A 21,258-nucleotide genomic window follows, 5' to 3' on the forward strand; every position below is an offset into this window, starting at 1 on the left:
GACCCTAGCCCCCAATAGTCGTAATCATATTCTTTTGGGTGCTTGATCAGGTGCTTAGAACGTTCGTCCCAGTTTTTCAGTTGTTCTGATTTAGCAGTTTTGGTTACATGATCTACTAACTCATATAAACTAACTATGTCTTCCGTTACTCCTGACCGAACGATATCCCAGTAAAAACGTAGAGACTACTAAGAAAAAAAGAAGTGTGCGTGCATTTTTCATCGTCAATAAATGCACAAATCATCGGTATGGTCTCAAAACTCGTTACTGCCAACTCCCAATCTTGCTCAGGGATCTTTTCATTACTGTATGCCCATGCTCTAATTTCCTCTGGACTTGGGTTCCAAGCATGCTGTAGGTCTTTGAAAATCATTTTTCATCCTCCCATATTCAGGGAGCTGTTTTTAATTTCAGCATGATTTGTTCTTGATGCTCTCCCCGTTCGTCTGTCCATTTTAGATTCATTTTCAAATCTGAGAAGTAGTATTCGAGCTGCTCTTTCGGCGTATCTTTTCCAGGAAAATCGGGTGAGAGGAGATTCGGGTACTCCTGAAAAAGCAGTAGCTGCTTCTTTTCATTGATCTCTTCCAGATCAATTTGATTGAGGTTGCTAGCCCTACTCCCGTTGACTAGATCGGCTTCGGCATACAGCTTCGTTACTTGATTCTCCATTTTCTTTGACAAATAAAATGGGTAGGCAACTGTCGTGTGTTCACTCTCAATTGGCTTGATCTCCATGACCACGATCCAATTATCGCTCTCCCCCGTAAACGTATGCACCCAGTCATCATTAGCGGAGCAACCACCCAGAAGTAGAAACACCATCAGAAGCAAGACAATGTGCCTCATCCCAATCCCCCCAGATGGTTACTCATCCTCCCAATCTAAAAATCCCGACAACAAGCTCTCTTCTTCCGCTTCGTTTCCGCGAAGCTTCCCCTCCAACCGATCGATTCGCTTTTGATACGCCTCAGCGTCGGCCTTGGACCTGTTTCGCAACAGACTTCCGCGCTTCTTCCACTGCTCATACGCTTGCTTCGTATAATGTAAAGCCTTCTCCCAATCCTTCAGCTGGTGTTCATACAGCTTGGCAGCCTCAATATACACCTCTTCCGGGACATATCCGGTGGACTGAATGCACGACTCCCAAACGGATAGGGCTTTGTACCAATCCTTTTGCTTTTTGTACAAATGACCGATGGCGAGCTTGGCCCGGTTACTCCACGCATGCTCACTGTCTGCGACGAGGCGATAGCCTGCCATAGCGGCCCCTTGATCTCCAAGCGCGTCGTACCATCTGGCAATTTCGTAGCTTTCCTCGAAGGATACCGTTGCACTCCCTTGCCCTACCAATAGCCGTGTCATGTGAATATACATCGTGATCAGAGACAGGACGTCCGTCTCGTTATGCCGTAGCACGCCTTCGATGACATCAGGGTCTTGGGCATGCAAAAAGTCGAAATACCGCACCGGTGCCAAATAACCGGGCAAATCATCCTCGCGAAATACATCCAGCTTTTCCTGCTCGATGATTCCCAATCGGCACGATTCCAGCTCCGCCCTCCACAGTCTCCTCGCCCCGTGCAAAAGGTCAAAATGACCAAAGGTAGGCAAAGCAGGCACTTGATCGCGCACCAGTGTATGCCTCGTCCGCACCTGCGGCCAGTCAAAGGACTTTCCGTTAAAGGTCACCAGATGCGAGGACTTCTGTGCTTGCTCCAAAAACGATTGGTACAAAGTCACCTCTGCATGCGGGCCCGGGAGAAAATGCTGGCGCACCACAACGTGCTCCCCCTCGAAACGACTGTACCCCAAAAGAAAAATCGCATTGCCTGCCCCCCCTGACAGCCCTGTCGTCTCCGTATCGAAAAACAGTAAGTCTTCTGGCTTCCTGCCCGCAGCGGACAGCGGATGCTCTCGACCAGCCGCTTCCCACATACGGATCGCCTCATGCAACTCGGAAAAGGTGTAAGCACCATGCTGCTGATCGATCGGATAGCGAACCTCGCGAATCATGACGTACTCGTCATCCCAGATGTAGGGCGATGCCTGCATTTCCTTCCACTTGTCGGCAAAAGGTATCTGTAGCTCGGCATTGCTTTCCGCTGGTACAGCCGCCCTCGTCTCTTCCTCTGGCTCTTTCTTGCGAATGGGCGTTTCCGGTTCGACTGCTGGCGCTACCGCTTTGTCCGTTTCCAGCGAGAGATGTCCCTTCATCCGTTGCAGCTTGGATTTAAGAGACATAAGTACTTCCCCCCTGAGCGATTCTCAGTAAGGTCATGGCTAGCCCCTTGCTGCCGTCATCTGTCGCTCCAACACAAGATGGACAGCCTGACTCACAAGGGCAAGAGACAATCATCCGCTCTGCTTGGGTCAAAATCGTCTCCATTTCCTTATACACTTGCTCGCTCAAGCCGATGCCTCCCGGATAACGGTCGTACAGAAAAATCGTCGGCTCCTGAGAATGAACAGCCTTTCGTTGCGGTATCACGTGCAGGTCCATCGGGTCGCACATGACAAACAGCGGAGCAACGTGCTGCAACACATGCGCCAAACCGACCAAGCCACGCTCCACATCCTCAGTCCCGATCTCACCGAGCAACGCTTCAGAAAAGCCGATCCACGCCGCATTTGTATGCAGCTCCTCTTCCGGCAAATGAATCGGTCCCGAGCCAATGTTTTCATGCGTCTCAAACTTAATTTTCTTAAAGATCGTCGCCATCGCATTCACAGCCACTTCTCCATAAGCCAACGTGCTCTGCGCATGACGACGGGACTGATCTTGCTCTAAAACCTTCAGCGAAACAGCCAGATTGGCGTCCGTGTAATAATCGACCTGCACTTCCCGGACATACGCCTTCTTTTCCTCGTAGTCCAGCTTTTCCACCTGGAATTGCGTCCCCTGATGCAGGTAAATGGCCTCGTCATGCAAAAGCGTCATGGAGCTAAAACGGTCCATTTCCCCGATGACACGCTCATTTCCCCGTTCACTGATGTCGATGATCACGACATTTTCTTGCGAAGCTGACCGCAGACTGATGTTATGGGCCGGGAATGAATCGTTCATCCAGAACCACTTGCCCCGAGAGTAATGAAGGACCTGCTCCTCGGTCAAGAATTCCAGAATTTCCACGATTTCCGCACGTCCGAATGTATCTCCCTCCCGAAACGGCAGCTCGTATGCTGCACATTTGAGATGGTCCACCAAAATAATCAGGTTATCGGGATTGATCCGGGCTGTTTCCGGACTGCGGTCGAAAAAGTACTCCGGATTGGCGATCACATACTGATCCAATGGCGTGGAGCTGCCGACCATAACGACGACGGATTCCCCCTGCCGTCTTCCTGCCCGTCCTGCCTGCTGCCATGTGCTTGCGACCGAGCCAGGATAGCCAGTAATGACACATGCCTGAAGCTGTCCGATGTCTACCCCAAGCTCCAGGGCATTGGTGCTGACCACGCCCATAATGTCGCCATTGCGCAAGCCGCGTTCGATCTCTCTGCGCTGGCTCGGCAAATAGCCGCCACGATACCCTTGGATCGTTTTTGGCCCAAGCTTGCGGCGAATCAGCTCCTGCAAATACGTGAGCAAAATCTCTACACGTACACGGCTTCTCGCAAACAGAATCGTCTGAATGCCATTAGTCAAAAACTGCTCAGTAATGTCTCGCGCCTCCAAAGTGGCACTGCGTCTAATATTGAGCTGCTTGTTAACCACAGGCGGGTTGTAGAAAAGGAAATGCTTGATGCCAGACGGAGCACCATTGTTGTTGACCAGCTCTACCTCTTCTTCTGTCAGGGCTTCGGCCAATTGCTTCGGGTTGGCGATGGTCGCTGATGTGCAAATAAATTGCGGGTGGCTCCCATAAAAAGCGCAAATGCGCTTCAATCGCCGAATGACGTTGGCGACATGGCTGCCAAAAACGCCACGATATGTATGCAGCTCGTCAATGACGATGTATTTGAGATGCTCGAAAAAGGACACCCACTTGGTGTGATGGGGCAAAATAGCGGAGTGCAGCATGTCTGGGTTGGTGATGACGATATTTCCTGCCTTGCGTACCATCTGCCGGATATTTGCAGGTGTATCACCATCATACGTTTCGGATTTGATGGAGAGTCCCATTTCCGTAATCAGCTCGTGCAGCTCGGACTTTTGATCCTGCGCCAAAGCCTTGGTGGGGAACAAGTAAAGAGCCCGTGCTTGGGTGTCTTCCGATAACGTCTGGAGGATCGGCAAATGATAGCACATGCTTTTACCAGAGGCTGTGGGCGTAACCGCAACGATGTGTTTACCTGCGCGCACATGGCGAAAAGACGTTTCTTGATGCGTGTATAAAGAGGGAATGCCTCTATTCGTTAGGGCATCTCGAATTCGTCCGTCCAGCTCACTTGGAAATGGAACGGACTTTGCTTCACGGGCAGGAATGACCCTCCAATGCGCAATGTTATCCCGAAATCGTTCGTCTGTTTTTATGTGATCCAATATGGCTGCGATATTTTTTTTCACATTCATTTTCGTCACCTTCTTGCTACCATTTTACGAATGGACGTTCGGCATGTAAACATGGAATAAAGATCCACATATGCTAAAGTCGAGTTTAAGGCAGTATTCCCACAATGTGCGTGCCGACGAAAAAAAGCAATCAGATCAACCTCTCCTTGATCCGATTGCTTTTTTTATGAAAATATTTGTATGTGTTACGTCCTTTCATGAAACAAGGATGCAAGATGATGCTCCAACACTTTCGTAATCCGTTCCCCATCGACACGCTGTGGTTCGAGATAGGCATGCAGCGCCAGACCATCGATGACGGCATAGAGCTTCTCTGTTTCCATCTCTTTGTCTAGCCCTTTGCGTAATAGATTCATTTGATCAGCAGAGTCCAACAGCTTGCGGACGCTGGCATAGATCCCGTCGTGCTGTGCATCAAAGCCTTCTCTCTTGTGTCGGAAGTACACCGTAAAAGCAAACCACACTTCCATTTCAACCATCTTTTCTTGATTCGTAGGGAGAAGCTCTAGAAAAATTTTCGTGACTCTCTCTTTTGGTGCCCATTCTTCATTGGCGGCGATTTCAGCAATCCGAGCTGTCGCCCTTTCTTTTACGAGCTGCATAGCATACATCAGCAGTTCATCCTGTGTTGCGAAGTAATGTCGCAGAGCACCTAATGAAATTCCTGCTTCTTTTGCAATGCCCCTTACCGTCGCCCCCTCCATTCCTTGCTCGACAATGACACGCCACGTTGCTTCTGCTATTTGTTCTCTTCTTTTCTCATGATCGATTATTTTTGGCATAGCTGTATTTTAACAAGCTTTGCAAAAGGCAAGCAACCCTTAACAATACAGTTGTATTATTTAAGAGCCGATGGTAAAATTCTTTTTGCTAGCACAGATGTATGATAAAAAAACTCCTCATGCAGGAGAAGAAACTTCCGAAAAGGGGACTTGTATAGTGAATTTTGTTGCATGGATGATTGTCGCATGCGAAATCGCATTTTGGGTGGTCATTGTACTTGGCCTTTTCACAAGGTATGTGCTCAAACAAAAAAAGGCTGGGCTTTTTCTTCTCGCCCTGACGCCTATTGTTGATGTGGTTTTGCTCGTCGTCACGAGCGTGGATTTGTATCGTGGAGCTACCGCAACGATTCCGCATGCGCTTGCTGCCGTTTATATCGGGGTATCGCTTGCGTTTGGGAAAAGCATGATTCAATGGGCGGATGAAAAATTTCAGCAATACGTCACGAAGCAAGGTACGCCTAAACCCAAGTTGTACGGCATGGAGTATGCCAAATATTACGCCAAAAGCTGGTTTAGGCATCTCTTCTCCTATGTAATTGGGGCGGCTCTCTTAGCGGGGACCATCTACTTTATCGATGATGCAGAACGAACTGCCGCTTTATGGCAAATTCTCCGGCTATGGACCGTTGTTCTGGGGGTTGATCTGTTGTTTACAGCCAGCTATTTTCTTTTTCCAAAGAAAGATAAGCAAGGCACCGTTTCCAAAAAGGATTGGTGAGAGGCTTTCTTGCCCAAACAATGCCCATGAGTGATTCGTGTTACAAGAATCTCTCATGGGCTCCTTTATTTATGCATGATCCTCGTCTTCACTGTCATCCTCTCCAAATGCAAGCTCAATGCAAATAAATTGAATCACCATCTGGCAGATTTGACCGTTTTCATCTATCCCAAAATAGACAGGATAGGCTCCGTCTCCAAATCCCGTCTGAATCATCGGAATCGATAAATCGATGCCTGGTATCCTCCAATTGATATAATCTCCAGCGCTTCTTTGATATTTTGGATGGTCTTTGTAACTTTGTGCAAAAACATCTGCAAAATATCCATCGTAAATATTGCCGTCTGGATTCTCCTTTTTCCAGCTATCATAAAAATCCAGATAAGCATCTCTCGTTTTGACATCTACCACAGTAGCAAGGCCTGCATCTACGTTAAAGCCAAAATATTCACCTTCCTCTAGATTTTCGAGATTCTCGTCTCCGATGAGGGCTTCTGTAAATTTTTGAGGAGTTTTATCTGTGAACTCCACCTTAGCAGCTGCATAGCGATAATGATCTTCTTCGACTGTTACCACACAAACGGTTAATGGGAAGGTTCCTGTAGGGACTTTCCGAAAATACGGGGCACTATTTCTCTCCAGATACGCAAGCGGATCACGAACGATGATGTCTCCAGTGGGGATCGTAATATCCCCCAAAGAAAGCAAGTTGATTGGTTTCCCACTGATCTCCGTTGATGTGAAGTAGGCGTGTAAATCAACTTGGGGCTCTAACATCTGTTTTTTTTGCTCATATCGTGCTAACCATTGCTCGTTTGGAATCTTATTCATCTTTATTCCCATCCTACTATTGTCAATTTGTCAATCACTCCTAAAATTATACAGAATCACCCATAGAAACGATAGAACGGCTTGGATGCATAACGGGCAAGTCGATGCATAGGCATGGTTAGTGGATGAAGTACGACAAGGAGGTTGCCCCGAATGAATCCGCCAGACAAAGGGAATCAAATTCCTCAACCGATGAGGAGAGACGGGACCGGATGGGTCGATCTCGGCCCGCGGAATGTCATGCGTGATCGGCAAAATCCGAATATGCTCGTTCCTCCCATCACAGATGCAGGCTTGCTGCCCAATCTGAAATTTTCCTTTTCAGATGCCTTCATGACGTTAAATCATGGTGGTTGGTCCCGGGAAGTCACCATTCACGAGCTGCCAATCGCCACTACACTTGCGGGTGTAAACATGAGCCTGACGCCAGGCGGTGTGCGCGAGCTGCACTGGCATCAGCAGGCGGAATGGGCTTACATGCTACTCGGTCGTGCACGAATTACGTCCGTTGACCAACGCGGACGGAATTTTATCGCAGATATCGGCAAAGGCGATCTGTGGTATTTCCCTCCCGGCATCCCCCACTCGATTCAGGGACTTGAGGAAGGCTGCGAGTTTTTGCTCGTTTTCGACGATGGGCATTTTTCCGATCTGAATACGCTATCGATCTCCGATTGGTTTGCTCATACGCCAACAGATGTGCTTTCCGCGAATTTTGGTGTACCTGAATCTGCCTTTGCCGACATTCCTTGCGAGCAAGTGTACATTTATCAAGACGAGGTTCCGGGTTCCATCGAAGCAGATGAAGTGGAATCCCCTTACGGAACCGTCCCCCTTCCCTTTACCCACCGCCTACTTGCGCAACGCCCACTGATCACACCTGGCGGCAGTGTGCGCATCGTCGATTCACGCAACTTTCCGATCTCCAAAGCAATCGCGGCAGCACTCGTAGAGCTACGTCCCGGTGCCATGAGAGAGCTACATTGGCATCCCAATAACGACGAGTGGCAATATTACATTTCAGGCCAAGCACGCATGACCGTTTTTACCGGAAATGGAAACGCTCGAACCTTTGATTACCAAGCAGGTGATGTCGGTTACGTTCCTTTTGCGACGGGGCATTATATCCAAAATACCGGGACGGAAACAGTGTGGTTTTTGGAAATGTTCAAGAGCGACCGCTTTGTCGATGTGTCGCTGAATCAATGGATGGCACTCACCCCGCATGAACTTGTCGCTTCCAACCTGTGTGTAGGTCCTGAATTGCTGGATGCCCTGCGCAAGGATAAATGGCCAGTAGTCAAATATCCTGGATATGGCTATGTCCGGTGAATACAAAAAGGCCAGCCCCAATGGACTGGTCTTCGTGTTTCCTCATCCGTGAATGGATGCTTGACTGGAAGCCGTTTTGACATCCTTCAGGTTGCGGTTTTTCACTCCTAATGATAAGACGAAACAGATAAGCAAAATCAGACACGCTAGCCCGTATGGATAGTTGATATCGATATCGAATAAAAAGCCAGCTACGATAGGACCTGCGATATTGCCAAGACTGGTAAAGGCTGAGTTAAGGCCAGCAACATACCCCTGTTGATCCTTTGCAAGCATCGACATTTGGGTACTGATGGCCGGTCGCAAAATATCGATCGCCAGAAATACGATAAAGGTAACGGCAAAAATCATCCAAAATCCGTGAACAAAAAGCGTCAGGATAATAAACAATCCAGCAAAGAGCAGACAGATCGAAATGACCCTTTTCTCGCCAAAGCGATTCATGATCCAGCTAAAGGCAGTAAGCTGAACCACTGCGCCTGCTATTGACCCAAATGTAATGATAAACGCGATATCTTTCGGCTCAAATCCAAACTTGTGGTCGACAAACAAGGAAAAGATCGTTTCAAAATTAGCCAGTCCGAAAGACATGACAAACACAATGATCAAACTGAAAAAATAAGGCTCTCGATAGGAGTACATTAACTGGGAGAGAAGACTGCTTCGTTGTTTTTCACTTGAAGAAGAGTCAGCTAATGATTCTTCCGTAGGTTTCGATTCTTTGAGAATCAACAACGTGATGCACGCAGCAATCAATCCCGCAATTCCTGCCGAATAAAAAGGTACGCGAATACCAAATTCCGCAATGTATCCTCCAATGCCTGGACCGATAATAAAACCAGTAGTAATCGCTGCCGTAATATATCCCATACCGGCCGCTCGTTCTTCATTCGTTGTAATATCTGCTGAGTACGCCATTACGGCCGGCATAATCAGTGCGGCACTAATCCCGCCTAACAACCTAGAAACAAACAGCAGGACTGGAGAATTCGCTATTCCAAACATCACTTCCGAAATAGCAAATACGACCAAGCCGATCACAATGATCTTTTTTCTTCCGAACGAATCGGCCCATCGCCCGGCAATGGGGGAAAAAAGAAGCTGCGTCAGCGAAAAGGCTGCAACTAACAGACCGATAGTCCCCCCGGTAATTCCCAAACTCTCCATGTACTTTGGCATAATCGGTATAACAAGCCCGATCCCCGTAAAGACAAGGAAAATATTGAACATCAGAATCAATAAGGCTCCCTGATTTTTTAATAATAAAGCCATTTCCTATCCCTCCAATCCGTTACCTAAATACTGAATATCCATTCTAGATAGTCGCGTAAAAAAAGCTAGCGGGACGGTTTGGCAATTCCAAATAAAAACACATCCATCGCTAACCGAAAAGTTTCCAGCGCTTCCTCTCGTTCCATTCGGCGCGAATGTTGATTTAAACCAAACATCAGACTGTCCAAGATAATGGCGACTCCGGTTACATTCGTGATTTCAAATTCGCCGTTATCGATCCCCTTCTGGAGCAACTGTTGATTAAAGTCAATATAGCCTTGGATCATTTCGTTGATACGCTCCTCCACATCCGAAGGCTTCTCCAACATGTCGAAAAATTCATCAGCAGCCTTGGTCAGCGGATGGTTCATAAAATCGGTCGCAAAATGTTCAGCCATTCCATACAATTTATCGATCGAGCTCGTATAGAGCTGTTCCTTGGCCAGCCATTGCTCTTCCCATTCGCGGTTCCAAGCTTCAATTAGATGTAAAAACAGCCCTTCCTTGCTCTTGAAATGATAATAAATGTTGCCGCCGCTGTACCCAGTAGCTTTCACTATATCTTCTATTGATGTGGCCTTGTAGCCTTTTTGCATAAATAAGATTCTGGACGCATCCGCTATCTTCTTCTTGGTCTGCTCTGTTTGCTGCTTCTTTTTATTCAACGGTTCTTCACCAACTTCCCATCCAACAATACTGAACTTTTATTCAGTATTATAAGGGTTACAAAGATAGTTGGCAAACCTAAAGGGCATTTTGGCTTGAGTCAACATAGTGGAGGAGAAGAAAAAGCACAGGTCTCTTCGACTCTGACACGCCAGCTGGGGGATTCACTGGCCGTCTCCACTTCAAAAAGGGGACCGTCGAGCCAAAGCCACCCTACGGGCGGAAGTTTCTCAAGGATGAAGTGTTCGACAAGCGGGTCCCCTTTTTGAAGTTCCGACTGGGCAGGCGTTGTCAAGGTCTGAACTACTACCCGTTAGATGGACACTTTGAAAAAAGTGACCGTCTAACGGTTTTTTGTGTTTTAATCATCATTAACGAGAAATGAGTGGGGATATGTTAGATGAGTAAAAACAGAATAAGTTTTACGGAACATGAGATACATATGTTAGAAAAAAATCAAAATGTACTTCGAGTAACAGGGAAAAACATCACGTATTCTCCTATGTTCAAATTTACCGCTGTACAGGCATATCGAGAGGGACAAACGCCGATTGAGATATTTCTTCAGGCAGGTTTCCCCTTAGAAATAATGGGTCGTCATACACCAAAAAAATGCTTACATCGATGGAGAAAAGTATGTACGACTTTTGGTGAAGCTGGATTAATTGAGGAGCGCAGAGGCAAGGGGAGCACCGGTAGAAAGTCAGAGGGAGAATTATCAGCAAAAGAAAAACTGAGACGTGCTGAAGCACGAATTAGGCTTCTGGAAGCAGAGAACGAACTTTTAAAAAAGCTAGAAGCGCTCGAAAGACAAACCAATAAGACGTTATCGTCTCCCGAGCGCTTTCAGCTTATTAGCATAGTTCTTCGTAAACATGGCTTGAAGCGTGTAACCCGTTATCTATGCCAGATTGCTGAAGTGAGCTCAAGTGGCTATTATCGCTGGTGTAGTGCTGAGGAACAGCGACAAATTCGAGAAGAAGCCGACGAACGAGACTTCCTGCTCATCAAGGAGCATTTCGAAACTCGAAAAGGGAGAGCAGGAGTGCTGGTCATTAAAATGAGATTGGAGCGAATGAACGGTGTCGTGATGAATCATAAAAAGATTCGTCGTCTTATGCAAAAGTTTAAGCTAGTCACTCTTATTCGGAAAGCGAATCCGTATCGAAAAATGGCCAAGGCTACTCAGGAACACCGCACATGCCCAAACCTACTTAAACGTCAGTTTGATCAAGGTATACCCGAGAAGGTTCTACTTACTGACATTACTTATTTGCGCTATGGTACTGGTCAATGGGCATATTTGTCTTGCGTAAAAGATGGGGCGACCAAACAGATTTTGGCACACTATCTGTCTTCGACATTGGAGTTATCACTAGTGAAACGGACACTAGACTTATTAATCAAACGATTGGACGGTAACGTCCATCCTGATGCTATTTTTCATTCGGATCAAGGAATGCACTACACTCATCTTACAACGAGGCGCCTTATTGCTGAGGCTGGTTTTAAGCAGTCGATGTCTCGCAAAGGTAACTGCTGGGACAACGCTTCAATGGAATCGTTCTTCGGTCATATGAAAGACGAACTCGAATATAAGGACTGTGTTTCACTTCAAGAGTTGCGTCAACGCGTCAACGAATATGTAACCTATTACAATTCAGAGCGTTATCAGTGGACATTAAAAAAGATGACTCCTGATGAAACCAGGAATCATCTCATTGCTGCTTAATTTGCAACAGGCTCTTTTTAAATACTGTCTATTTCTAGGGGAGTAGTTCAGTCTACGAGCTCTGTGCTTTTTCTTCTCACCAGCTTTATTGGTTCATTTGAGACCTTTTACAATAGACCGTATAAAGCCCCCGTAACCACGACGAGCCATGGCGGCAGCTTCCAGTGCTCCAGCATGATAAACAAAATAGCCGCTACGATAAAATCCATCGGGGCAAGAATGGTACTTGTCCAAATCGGATCGTACAAGGCTGCGAGTAAAATACCGACGACTGCTGCATTCACACCTACCAGCAATCCCTGGATTTTGGAATTTCTCCTTAAGGAATTCCAAAACGGCAATGCGCCGATGACGAGTAAAAAGGCCGGTAGAAAAATGGCTATAGTAGCCACTATTGCACCGACTCCTCCTGCAATCAATGCTCCCAAATAAGCGGCAAATGTAAATAATGGACCCGGTACTGCTTGTGTAGCCCCGTAGCCTGTCAGAAAAGCTTCTTGCGTTACCCAGCCTGTCGGGATCACTTCCCTCTCTAGCAAAGGCAATACGACATGACCTCCGCCAAAAACAAGTGAGCCTGCACGGTAAAAGCTTTCAAACAACGCAAGTAAGGGTACGCCTGTACTCTCTCGGAGGATGGGTAGCACAAGCAAAAGTCCGAAGAAAACGATCCAGCACGCAATGGCTAGTGCACGACTGATCGGCACACGAAATTCAGGGAAATCCGAAACGTTTGGCTGCCGGAAGAAAAGCAATCCTGTTATTCCCGCTAGAATCATGACTGTGACCTGACTCCATGCAGAATGCCACAACAACGTGATGGCAGCAGCGGTGATCGCAATCGTCACCCGTGTTCGATCCGGGGCCAGCTTTTGTCCCATCCCCCATACGGCATGAGCGACAATCGCGACAGCTACTAATTTTAGACCGTGAATCCAAGAAGCACTGCCACTGTCCACTCCCTGTAACGTGAACGCAAATATCAGGAGCGCCAAAACTGACGGCAGAGTGAAGCCGATCCACGCAGCAACCCCTCCCCATAATCCGGCTCGCATGATGCCAATTCCGATTCCCACCTGGCTGCTTGCGGGGCCAGGGAGGAACTGACAAAGAGCAACCAAGTCTGCGTAGCTTTGCTCATCCATCCATTTTCTACGTCGAATGTATTCATTGTGAAAATAACCGAGATGCGCGATGGGACCGCCGAATGAGATCACACCCAGCTTGGCAGAAACGAGCAGAACTTCCATCACAGACTTCCAACTACTTTTTTGGTGCCCTGCTTCTTCTCGAAGATTATTCTTCAATTCGCTGTACACCTCTTTTGCTTTCCGCTTCATCATACAAACTATTTTATCGCTTTTCCTACCCTTTCCTTGTAAAAAGATCGTGAAAAAGGCTCCGCATCGATACGGAGCCTTCTTCAACACTGCTATTCCATCCGAAATACCGGTCCTCGCGCCACGAACGGCAGGTTACTCCCCTTCGGCAGCATGATGGCATGACTACGAGTTACTTTGATCCGATCACATTCCCCATCGGTAATGATCAAAATCGGTCCGTCCTTCGGAAAATCGGTTGCTCTCTCCAGCATGTCAATACCCGGCTGCAGAATCGTTCCTCCGCGTCCTTTTACTTTGACGCGACCTGCAATGTCCTCGGGAGAAAGGTAGCCCGCATCATGCGCCTGCGCATCACAAAAGACCACGCGCGCATACGGAACATCTCGCGCTTCACTGTAGCTCGCGATTGCCCCCAATGCTTTTCCGAGCAGCTTGGTATCCATCGAGCCGGATGTATCGATCACGACGCCAAACGTGCGTGCCAGCCGATCCGTTTCCCGAAAGCTCCAGGCAGGACGGGCAATGTCGGGTGTAGAGGACTGTCTGCGGCTTGCCCTTGCAAACGTGCGACTCTTTTCCAACGGCGGAAAATGCTCGTCGAACCAACGGGCAAGCTGAACATCCCATGGGATCGGCGGTTGCCCCAAGGCGCGAATCTCTTCTACCAAACCCGCAGGCAAAAGTCCTCGTCCCCGCTCCTGGTGGTAAATCAAGCCTTGCGACATCGCACTGCGATAAAAGTCATCCAGCGTCGTTCCCGGACCCTTTTCCCAAAAACGCGGATCGTTGCCATCCAGAATATCGCCCATGCCGATTCCTCGTAAAGTGTAAAGCTTGCGATACGTACGCATGTCCGTCACGATTCGATCGTAGATGGCCTCTGCCGAAAGTCCCTTCAAGTCTGGGTCGTACAGTCCGCCAATTTGCGGAAAACGTCCGACACCAAGCTCCATCAGCCATTGATTGATCACGTAATCGCAGCTAACATTCCAGTAATACGGATCGCGGCCTTGGCATCGCTCATGATGGCGAAGCCCTGCGTGCAAGAGCTCGTGTGCCATCACGAATTTGCATTCCTCTTCATCCAAGCCAGCCGCAGGATTGATGAAGATTTCGTTGGCTGTTACATCAATGGCTGCCACCGAGATTTGCAGCCGCTGACAGATCTGTGAATCCTCGATAATCGTGAAATGACTCGCTAAGGAAGCCAGCAATGGATAATGATTGATGAACCAGCGTTTGGCCTTTTGTGCCTCGGACAGCTGGTTCTCTTCATTCCCGAGAGCATCGGAATAGCCGCCCGCTACGCTGACAGCACTTTGCACCGCTTGCGCCAGGCCGATCCCCAAGAGACGCTCCCACTTCACATCTCGGTTGTAGGTGTACCGAGCATATTTATCCGCGAGAAGCATATCTGCCTGTTTTTCCCCGCCCGTTCCAAACAGCTTCAAATGCTCCGGCACCCCATGCTCCACGAACCAGTCATACAGTTCTTCTTCGCTCTTTCCCGATTTATCCAGCTCAAAGGCCATTTCAGCAGGAGGCTTCCCCAGCTTCATGTCTCTTAAAAAACGCGTAATATAACAATCGCATGCGATGTTCCACAAAATCGGCTGCTCTTTTTCCACAAAATGTCCGAAGCCTAAATGCAACAGCGCATGTGCGAGAACATAAATCCATTCCCCGACTTCCCCTCTGCGCTTCGGATGCGCGTACAAGCTGCCTTCCCGGGTCACAACTACCCAACCATTATCCGGACAAATACTTCGCTCGGAACGAATAAAGTGCGCTCGCGATGACAGCGGACCAAACATCGGGTGATGACTCAAAAAATGGACGGCCTGTTCGTAGTTTTGCTTCGCCGGGTCGTTTTGAACTCCTCTGGCCATTGGCTATTTGCCCTTCCTGTCCATGGCCAATCGCGGTAAATCACGAATGACCTCCACAACGAACCAGTCTGGCAATCCGTCGCCATCCTCGTGCCGCGCCACTACCATTTGCGCCATTTCCAGTGAGATGGATGAGAGCTCCTTCAAGAGAGCTTTCGCTCGGTGTGCAAACCGTTTATGCTGTTCCCCCACGGAGACTTTATCCGCTGGCAGTTCTTTTTTGATCTGCGAACGGAAAGAATCCGCCAGAAAATACAGTACGTCTCGATCCTCTGGAGCCGTCGGGAAAGAAGCCTCTCCCTCCAAAATACGGTTGAGCTGGTATTTGCCCTGAATGTTCTTGTGAAAAGCCCGAAATTGAGCCGCATGCTGGGGCGTCAAGCATCCGTAGGCCAGTATCCCCACCATCTCTGTCGTCAAGTTCTCACCGAATTCGTTCAGGGCATCAGAGAGCATGTGCCAGGAACGCGGAGTAGAAAACGGTTCCTCGCTCTTCGGTGGCTGCGACCACAAATAGTCCGGGCGCACCTCCAAAAATTGCAGCACGTAGGAATGGATGCCGTTGCTGTACGCCCAATTCATCCATTGTTCATACGAAACGAGCAATTGAACATGGAACATTCGGTTGATCAGAGCAGACGACATCGGTTTGACAATCGCGCTATCCTGCGCGCGGTTACCTGCTCCAATCACAATGGAACCTTCTGGCAGATGGTAATCCCCGATTCTCCGCTCATGAATGAGACTGTAAAACGCCTTTTGCACTTCTTGCGAGCATGCATTCAATTCGTCAAGAAACAAGCAGTACGGCTCTTCTCGCGCAATTTGTGCAGGTGGGCAAAATCTGCTTTTCCCATCTACGATCTGCGGGACACCAATAATATCCTCAGGTGCCAGCTGACTACCCAATAACGATACGCAAGGTAGGCCCACCTGCTCGGCAAACGCCTCGACGAGAGACGACTTGCCGATACCCGGTGCGCCCCAAATAAATACGGGACGAGCTACTGCAACGTTTAGCAGTACATCCATCAGTTGATTTTGCGTTACTTGAATGGCTAGATTCATTTCATAACCTCTCTTGTTTGATTGATTTTTGCAGCAATCTACCTCTTTCCATGATGGATTTCCATTGACTAGAGCGACCGTCACACCACAAATATTTCCTAATATTACAAGAAGATTGAATAAGGAGCAAGAAAGAAAGGGATCCTGCTAAACAATAAGCTGAATCCCGTATTAACAGCATCGTTTATTGCTAGTCTCACAGGACCAACGGGAGCCACGGGAGCGAATGGAGGGGGAACAGGGGCAACGGGTGCAACAGACTTGATCCTGGCTGTTGTTGCGGGTGAAGCTCTTGTTGCGAACAAGCCTACTTCTCCTCCTTATGTAACATTCCTTTTTTTACCACGTCACATAGGCAAAGGGGGAATCACAAAAGATGAGAAAAATCATGAAAGCCAGTGGCATCACCCTATTGGTCACATCCTTGATCGGATGCAGCTCGAGCGAGCAGTTCGTATCAAGAAGCGAAAGTGGAGACAAACCAGCAGCATCTGTTGAGCAAGGCCAAAACAATCAGGTAGCCTCCAGTCCAAGTCCTCCCAGCCAACTAGCTGATTACGCCCTGAAAAAATCGGGCGATCCCCTCCCCAAGGACATGTACTTCAAAGATTACGGCACCAACCAATTTGTCTCTACGGCGAAGGACCGCCTGTCTACTTTTGCCGCAGATGTGGACACCGCCTCCTACACCATAATGCGCCATTTTATAAAAGACGGGAATCTCCCGCCAGCAGAGGCCGTTCGGGTGGAGGAATTCATCAACTTCTTCCCCACTTCGTATCCGGCGCCGACCAATCAGACATTTGCGATTCAGGCCGATAGTGGCCCCTCTCCGTTTCAAAAAAATCTTCAAATAGTGCGCATCGGGATCAAAGGAAAGGAATTAAGCCCAAAAGAGCGGAAGCCCGCTCATCTCGTCTTTGTCATTGATGTATCTGGCTCGATGAATCAGGAAAACCGACTAGAGCTGGTGAAAAAAAGCTTACATGTTCTTGTCGGTCAACTCCAACCTACAGATTCAGTAGGGATCGTCGTCTATGGATCAGAGGGACGCGTTCTTTTGCCTCCAACCTCTACCGAAGACAAACAGGCGATTTTATCAGCCATCGATGAACTGCAACCCGAAGGCTCCACCAATGCGGAACAAGGACTGGTGCTCGGTTATGAAATGGCAGCCCGTTCCTTCAAGCCTACTGCCATTAACAGGGTGATTTTATGCTCCGATGGCGTGGCCAATGTAGGAGAAACAGGAGCTGAGGGAATTTTGCGTTCGATCGAGGACTATGCGCGAAAAGACATTTACTTGAGCTCCTTTGGCTTCGGCATGGGTAATTATAATGATGTCATGATGGAGCAATTAGCGAATAAAGGAGAAGGCAGCTACGCCTACATCGATACGTTTTCCGAGGCACGCCGCATTTTTACGGAATCTTTGACAGGCACCCTCCAAACGATCGCCCGGGACGTAAAAATTCAGGTGGAATTCGACCCTAAGAAGGTAGACTCGTATCGCTTGATCGGTTATGAGAACCGCGATGTCCGCGACGAAGATTTTCGCAACGACAAGACAGATGCGGGCGAGATCGGAGCTGGCCATAGCGTGACCGCTCTTTATGAAGTGAAGCTAGCTTCCCCTGTCCATGAAGAGCTCGGGACGGTTCGCGTGCGCTATCATCATGCCTCTTCCCAAAAAGTAGAGGAAATCTCTGAGCCCGTGAAGGTGCAAAATACCTTGTCTCCTGATGTGACGTTCCTTGCTGCTGTAGCAGAATACGGGGAAATATTGCGAGAGAGTCCGCATGCCGAAAGAAGCTCCCTTGCCGATGTACTCAAACTGGCGGAAGCCACAGCCACTGGAGAGGAACAGTTAGAATTTGTCCGCTTGGTAAAAGATAGCATGGCGATCAAAAGGAACTAATTGCTTGTTCCTATGCTTTGGTGTCACGCCTGTATCTCATCCAAATATAAACCATCATGCCAACCGCCGAACCGATTAGCAAAAATGTAATGCCATAATGACGTATATAAACGACGACCTTGAGCCACTCTTTCTCAAGCGCCCGTCCCAACAGTAAAAAAGTGACACTCCACAGGAATGCGCCGGCGTAAGCAAATAAAGCGAATCGTCGAAACCCCATCGTAGAGACTCCTGCCAAATAGGCGGTAATATGGCGGACGCCAGGCAAAAAATAGCCAATAAGCAACAGGTATGGACCGTACTTGGCAAACAGCTTTTGGGTTGACTCTATTTTTTTCGGCGTAATATGCAAGTACGGTCCAACCTTCATAAGCAACGGCAGCCCCCACTTCCACGCGATGGTATAGCTGACCGTAATCCCTACTGCCGCTCCCAAAAAAGCGCTCAGTATTGTTAACGGCATGTGCAAGACACCGCGAGAAACCGCATAACCGGCGTACGTCATCAGTACCTCATCGGGTATGGGGAGCCCCACAACACCAAGCGTGAGCGAAAAAAAGATGCCGACATATCCATATTTCATCAAAAAAAGATCCAAATGCTGCTCCACGGCTACCTCCAATAATGTTGTCCTACTTCATTGTATTCTCTCCCTATTCTTTGGCATTCTGGCTTTTTTACAAAAAAATCAGGTCAAGGCATATGGTATCCTAAAAAAGATCATATTTCCTTTTTCAGGTGACGTCATGAACTATATGGAGCAAATAACGTATGCCCTCTCGTTTATCGAGAAGCAGTTAACGGAAAAAGTCACTCTCGATGAAGTGGCATCAGCCGCCGGATATTCCAAGTACCATTTTCAACGCTTGTTTTTTCACGTGACAGGAGAAACGGTCGGTCAGTACATTTCGAAGAGGCGCTTGACGGAGGCTGCCAAAGCACTGTCGCTCGAACAAAAGAGCGTGACAGAAGTCGCCTTTACCTATGGCTTTGATTCCCACGAAGCCTTTACTCGCGCCTTTACCAAACGCTTTGGCCTGCCTCCTTCTGCTCTTCGCCGATCTGGTAAGATGCCGCGATACATGATGTTGGAGCGCATGGAGCTGCCGTATTTAGAAAATATTCAGCGACAGTCGATTGAGCCCTTCTATGTCCCTGCCCACGAAGCACTGGACCTGGCAGGCTGCTACTCCCTTAGTTTTTCGGTTCGTGATATTACCGGTTGCTGGAGCCGCTTAGGGCAACAAGTGGGGTGGCAGCCAACGCAAAAGCGTTATGGTGTCCTTCGCTACCCAGATACATTTGGGCTGGAGCTGAGCTTTACGTATTTCGCCAGTCTGCCCGCATCGGAACATGCTGACATCGACAGTCTGGAAATGCTCACATTGCCTGCATCAAGTTATCTTGTGTTCCCTCACAAAGGATCGGTGCAAAATCTCAAGCTGACGTATCAATACATATACGGGAGCTGGATGACACACGCATCCGCATCCGACCAGCTTTATGCCCGATACGATTTTGAATATTACGATCACCGCTTTCTCGGAAATGACCATCCTGATTCTCTTTGTTTCATTTATATACCCGTTCTAGCCCGAGAATAGTCGGGAACGGTTCGCATTTTCGATCAAGTTTTCCTCCTTTTCCTGTCGTACGCTGGATGTGTGAAAAGGAGTGAATCGAATGAATGAACTGACCTATTTGACAGCAACGGAGCTGGGCACCTGGATTCGCGAGCGAAAAATAAGCGCCGAGGAAGCAACCCGGCATATCTTTAAACGAATCAACTCCCTCAATGGCAAAGTGAACGCCATCGTCGCCTATGATGAAAAAGCTGCTTTCGAAGCCGCCAAACAAGCAGATAAAGAAATAGGGGAAGGCATCTATCGCGGGCCTCTTCACGGGGTACCCATCACAATCAAAGATTCTTTTGCCACAGCAGGACTCGCCACTACTTCTGGTTTCCCACCTCTCAAAGACTACATTCCGCAACACGACTCAGCAGTTGTTAGCAGACTGAAGCAGGCAGGAGCCACCATCCTGGGCAAAACGAATGTCCCTCCGCTTCTGATGGACATGCAAACAAACAATGATATTTACGGTCGGACGAATAATCCATGGAATCTGGAGAGATCAACAGGCGGGAGCAGCGGAGGATCGGCAGCCGCAGTTGCTACCGGGCTTTCCTATTTGGATATCGGCAGTGACATTGGTGGTTCGTTGCGTGTTCCGGCTCATTTCTGCGGCGTATTTAGCTTGAAGCCAACAGAAGGAGCCGTTCCGTCAAGAGGACACATGCCCGGTTTTGAAGGAACCGCTGATTACACTTCCTCACGTCATCTTGCTTGCTATGGCCCCGTCGCTCGATCAATCGAGGATCTGGAAGTGGCCTTTTCCATCATTAGCGGTGGAAACGGCAACGCTGGCCTGCCTCATGGACCACAAGTGTTGCCGCCTCCCCTCAAAGAGCAGCCCCTGCACATTCGCTGGATGGAGGAGCTGCCCGGCTACCCGACGAGCCGAGCTATCCGCAATCAGTTGCGTCGCTTTGTCAAAGTGCTGGAGCAACAAGGTATGCATGTAGAACAAGTCACGGCACCACCTTTGGATGTACGCAAAGCTTGGGAAACATGGGGGAAAATGATCGACGCGGAGTTAAACTCTACGACACCCCCACTCATTCGCGGTTTGGCTCATCTCATGACGATGCCGATTTGTCGCGAGCTTCCCACGGCTACCATGCTCATCCCGCTGACGTTCAAAAACTACATGCGTGTCTTAACCATTCGGGAGCAGCTCATTCGCAGCTTCGAGCAATTTATGGCAGACTGTGACGTGTTTTTGTGTCCGGTTAGTTGCACAACAGCTTTTCCACATATGGAAAAGTCGAAAATGTGGGGCTACAAGCCGCTTTACACCAAACCACTGTACGTAGACGAGAACCCGCAAAACTACTGGGCCGCTACGACTTTTTATACGAATCTGTTTAATGTAACCGGAAGTCCGGTCGTAACGATGCCGATTGGTTTTGATGAGCAAGGTCTCCCTATTGGCATACAGTGTGTGGGCAAGCGATGGCGTGATAGGGAATTGCTACAGAGAGCATCGACATTGTATGCGACCTGCCCAAAATGGCGAGCGCCTGCCATTTCTGTGGAGCCGCATTAAGAATAAAATATTCCAGTCCA

At 48.5% G+C, this 21,258-nt stretch carries 18 protein-coding genes; 6 read left to right on the forward strand and 12 right to left on the reverse strand.

Annotated features, from left to right (window positions below):
• Nucleotides 1–145 precede the first annotated feature (145 nt).
• The 5 genes from ACUUHJ_RS27050 to ACUUHJ_RS27070 form a co-directional block, all read right to left on the reverse strand.
• Nucleotides 146–373: a hypothetical protein gene (locus ACUUHJ_RS27050; protein WP_472300491.1), complete on the reverse strand. Its 228-nt coding sequence runs from the start codon at nucleotides 371–373 to the stop codon at nucleotides 146–148.
• A gap of 17 nt (nucleotides 374–390) precedes the next feature.
• A complete protein-coding gene (locus tag ACUUHJ_RS27055) occupies nucleotides 391–849 on the reverse strand; it encodes a hypothetical protein (RefSeq protein WP_472300492.1) in 459 nt (152 codons plus the stop codon).
• An 18-nt stretch (nucleotides 850–867) separates the two neighbouring features.
• Nucleotides 868–2,244: a ribonuclease H-like domain-containing protein gene (locus tag ACUUHJ_RS27060; RefSeq protein WP_472300493.1), complete on the reverse strand. Its 1,377-nt coding sequence runs from the start codon at nucleotides 2,242–2,244 to the stop codon at nucleotides 868–870.
• Nucleotides 2,234–4,516, reverse strand: a complete 2,283-nt coding sequence (locus tag ACUUHJ_RS27065) for a DEAD/DEAH box helicase (RefSeq protein WP_289674620.1) — start codon at nucleotides 4,514–4,516, stop codon at nucleotides 2,234–2,236. The genes ACUUHJ_RS27060 and ACUUHJ_RS27065 overlap by 11 nt, the downstream gene beginning before the upstream one ends.
• A gap of 185 nt (nucleotides 4,517–4,701) precedes the next feature.
• The gene (locus tag ACUUHJ_RS27070) at nucleotides 4,702–5,298 is read right to left on the reverse strand and encodes a TetR/AcrR family transcriptional regulator (RefSeq protein ID WP_472300495.1); all 597 of its coding nucleotides are present in this window, start codon (nucleotides 5,296–5,298) and stop codon (nucleotides 4,702–4,704) included.
• Between the two features lie 157 nt (nucleotides 5,299–5,455).
• On the opposite strand from ACUUHJ_RS27070, the gene ACUUHJ_RS27075 reads away from it, so the two are divergent.
• On the forward strand, nucleotides 5,456–6,019 hold the full coding sequence (locus tag ACUUHJ_RS27075) for a hypothetical protein (protein WP_173627283.1): 564 nt from the start codon (nucleotides 5,456–5,458) through the stop codon (nucleotides 6,017–6,019).
• A 69-nt stretch (nucleotides 6,020–6,088) separates the two neighbouring features.
• Here ACUUHJ_RS27075 and ACUUHJ_RS27080 read toward each other — a convergent pair whose 3' ends face one another.
• Nucleotides 6,089–6,850: a DUF4241 domain-containing protein gene (locus ACUUHJ_RS27080; RefSeq protein WP_472300496.1), complete on the reverse strand. Its 762-nt coding sequence runs from the start codon at nucleotides 6,848–6,850 to the stop codon at nucleotides 6,089–6,091.
• Between the two features lie 153 nt (nucleotides 6,851–7,003).
• Between ACUUHJ_RS27080 and ACUUHJ_RS27085 the strand changes: the two genes are divergently transcribed.
• Nucleotides 7,004–8,182, forward strand: a complete 1,179-nt coding sequence (locus tag ACUUHJ_RS27085; protein ID WP_472300497.1) for an oxalate decarboxylase family bicupin — start codon at nucleotides 7,004–7,006, stop codon at nucleotides 8,180–8,182.
• Nucleotides 8,183–8,224: 42 nt separating this feature from the next.
• Here the strand turns inward: ACUUHJ_RS27085 and ACUUHJ_RS27090 are convergent, their stop codons facing one another.
• Both ACUUHJ_RS27090 and ACUUHJ_RS27095 read right to left on the reverse strand, forming a co-directional pair.
• A complete protein-coding gene (locus ACUUHJ_RS27090; protein ID WP_472300498.1) occupies nucleotides 8,225–9,454 on the reverse strand; it encodes an MFS transporter in 1,230 nt (409 codons plus the stop codon).
• A gap of 65 nt (nucleotides 9,455–9,519) precedes the next feature.
• Nucleotides 9,520–10,119: a TetR/AcrR family transcriptional regulator gene (locus tag ACUUHJ_RS27095; protein ID WP_472300499.1), complete on the reverse strand. Its 600-nt coding sequence runs from the start codon at nucleotides 10,117–10,119 to the stop codon at nucleotides 9,520–9,522.
• Between the two features lie 443 nt (nucleotides 10,120–10,562).
• Between ACUUHJ_RS27095 and ACUUHJ_RS27100 the strand changes: the two genes are divergently transcribed.
• A complete protein-coding gene (locus ACUUHJ_RS27100; RefSeq protein ID WP_289673973.1) occupies nucleotides 10,563–11,852 on the forward strand; it encodes an IS3 family transposase in 1,290 nt (429 codons plus the stop codon).
• Nucleotides 11,853–11,959: 107 nt separating this feature from the next.
• Here ACUUHJ_RS27100 and ACUUHJ_RS27105 read toward each other — a convergent pair whose 3' ends face one another.
• The 3 genes from ACUUHJ_RS27105 to ACUUHJ_RS27115 form a co-directional block, all read right to left on the reverse strand.
• Nucleotides 11,960–13,195 carry a chromate transporter gene (locus tag ACUUHJ_RS27105; RefSeq protein WP_472300500.1) on the reverse strand — a complete coding sequence of 412 codons (1,236 nt, stop codon included), beginning with the start codon at nucleotides 13,193–13,195 and terminating at the stop codon, nucleotides 11,960–11,962.
• An 89-nt stretch (nucleotides 13,196–13,284) separates the two neighbouring features.
• Nucleotides 13,285–15,084 (reverse strand): vWA domain-containing protein, encoded by a 1,800-nt coding sequence (locus ACUUHJ_RS27110; protein ID WP_472300501.1) that lies wholly within the window; start codon nucleotides 15,082–15,084, stop codon nucleotides 13,285–13,287.
• 3 nt (nucleotides 15,085–15,087) lie between these two features.
• Nucleotides 15,088–16,152 carry an AAA family ATPase gene (locus ACUUHJ_RS27115; RefSeq protein ID WP_472300502.1) on the reverse strand — a complete coding sequence of 355 codons (1,065 nt, stop codon included), beginning with the start codon at nucleotides 16,150–16,152 and terminating at the stop codon, nucleotides 15,088–15,090.
• Between the two features lie 376 nt (nucleotides 16,153–16,528).
• Here ACUUHJ_RS27115 and ACUUHJ_RS27120 point away from each other — a divergent pair, with 376 nt between their 5' ends.
• A complete protein-coding gene (locus ACUUHJ_RS27120; protein WP_472300504.1) occupies nucleotides 16,529–18,070 on the forward strand; it encodes a vWA domain-containing protein in 1,542 nt (513 codons plus the stop codon).
• Between the two features lie 10 nt (nucleotides 18,071–18,080).
• Here ACUUHJ_RS27120 and ACUUHJ_RS27125 read toward each other — a convergent pair whose 3' ends face one another.
• The gene (locus ACUUHJ_RS27125) at nucleotides 18,081–18,692 is read right to left on the reverse strand and encodes a DedA family protein (RefSeq protein ID WP_289674634.1); all 612 of its coding nucleotides are present in this window, start codon (nucleotides 18,690–18,692) and stop codon (nucleotides 18,081–18,083) included.
• A gap of 124 nt (nucleotides 18,693–18,816) precedes the next feature.
• Here ACUUHJ_RS27125 and ACUUHJ_RS27130 point away from each other — a divergent pair, with 124 nt between their 5' ends.
• Both ACUUHJ_RS27130 and ACUUHJ_RS27135 read left to right on the forward strand, forming a co-directional pair.
• Nucleotides 18,817–19,674, forward strand: coding sequence for a helix-turn-helix domain-containing protein (locus ACUUHJ_RS27130; protein ID WP_289674635.1), 858 nt, complete (start codon nucleotides 18,817–18,819; stop codon nucleotides 19,672–19,674).
• 79 nt (nucleotides 19,675–19,753) lie between these two features.
• Nucleotides 19,754–21,238 carry an amidase gene (locus ACUUHJ_RS27135; RefSeq protein WP_472300506.1) on the forward strand — a complete coding sequence of 495 codons (1,485 nt, stop codon included), beginning with the start codon at nucleotides 19,754–19,756 and terminating at the stop codon, nucleotides 21,236–21,238.
• Nucleotides 21,239–21,258: the final 20 nt, after the last annotated feature.

This window comes from Brevibacillus schisleri, from assembly GCF_055685845.1.

Bases quoted from the DNA above. Each gene is read 5' to 3' on its own strand.
- ACUUHJ_RS27050 (WP_472300491.1), bottom strand. From the start codon at position 373: ATGATTTTCAAAGACCTACAGCATGCTTGGAACCCAAGTCCAGAGGAA.
- ACUUHJ_RS27055 (WP_472300492.1), bottom strand. From the start codon at position 849: ATGAGGCACATTGTCTTGCTTCTGATGGTGTTTCTACTTCTGGGTGGT.
- ACUUHJ_RS27060 (WP_472300493.1), bottom strand. From the start codon at position 2,244: ATGTCTCTTAAATCCAAGCTGCAACGGATGAAGGGACATCTCTCGCTG.
- ACUUHJ_RS27065 (WP_289674620.1), bottom strand. From the start codon at position 4,516: ATGAATGTGAAAAAAAATATCGCAGCCATATTGGATCACATAAAAACA.
- ACUUHJ_RS27070 (WP_472300495.1), bottom strand. From the start codon at position 5,298: ATGCCAAAAATAATCGATCATGAGAAAAGAAGAGAACAAATAGCAGAA.
- ACUUHJ_RS27080 (WP_472300496.1), bottom strand. From the start codon at position 6,850: ATGAATAAGATTCCAAACGAGCAATGGTTAGCACGATATGAGCAAAAA.
- ACUUHJ_RS27085 (WP_472300497.1), top strand. From the start codon at position 7,004: ATGAATCCGCCAGACAAAGGGAATCAAATTCCTCAACCGATGAGGAGA.
- ACUUHJ_RS27090 (WP_472300498.1), bottom strand. From the start codon at position 9,454: ATGGCTTTATTATTAAAAAATCAGGGAGCCTTATTGATTCTGATGTTC.
- ACUUHJ_RS27100 (WP_289673973.1), top strand. From the start codon at position 10,563: ATGTTAGAAAAAAATCAAAATGTACTTCGAGTAACAGGGAAAAACATC.
- ACUUHJ_RS27105 (WP_472300500.1), bottom strand. From the start codon at position 13,195: ATGATGAAGCGGAAAGCAAAAGAGGTGTACAGCGAATTGAAGAATAAT.
- ACUUHJ_RS27110 (WP_472300501.1), bottom strand. From the start codon at position 15,084: ATGGCCAGAGGAGTTCAAAACGACCCGGCGAAGCAAAACTACGAACAG.
- ACUUHJ_RS27115 (WP_472300502.1), bottom strand. From the start codon at position 16,152: ATGAATCTAGCCATTCAAGTAACGCAAAATCAACTGATGGATGTACTG.
- ACUUHJ_RS27120 (WP_472300504.1), top strand. From the start codon at position 16,529: ATGAGAAAAATCATGAAAGCCAGTGGCATCACCCTATTGGTCACATCC.
- ACUUHJ_RS27130 (WP_289674635.1), top strand. From the start codon at position 18,817: ATGAACTATATGGAGCAAATAACGTATGCCCTCTCGTTTATCGAGAAG.
- ACUUHJ_RS27135 (WP_472300506.1), top strand. From the start codon at position 19,754: ATGAATGAACTGACCTATTTGACAGCAACGGAGCTGGGCACCTGGATT.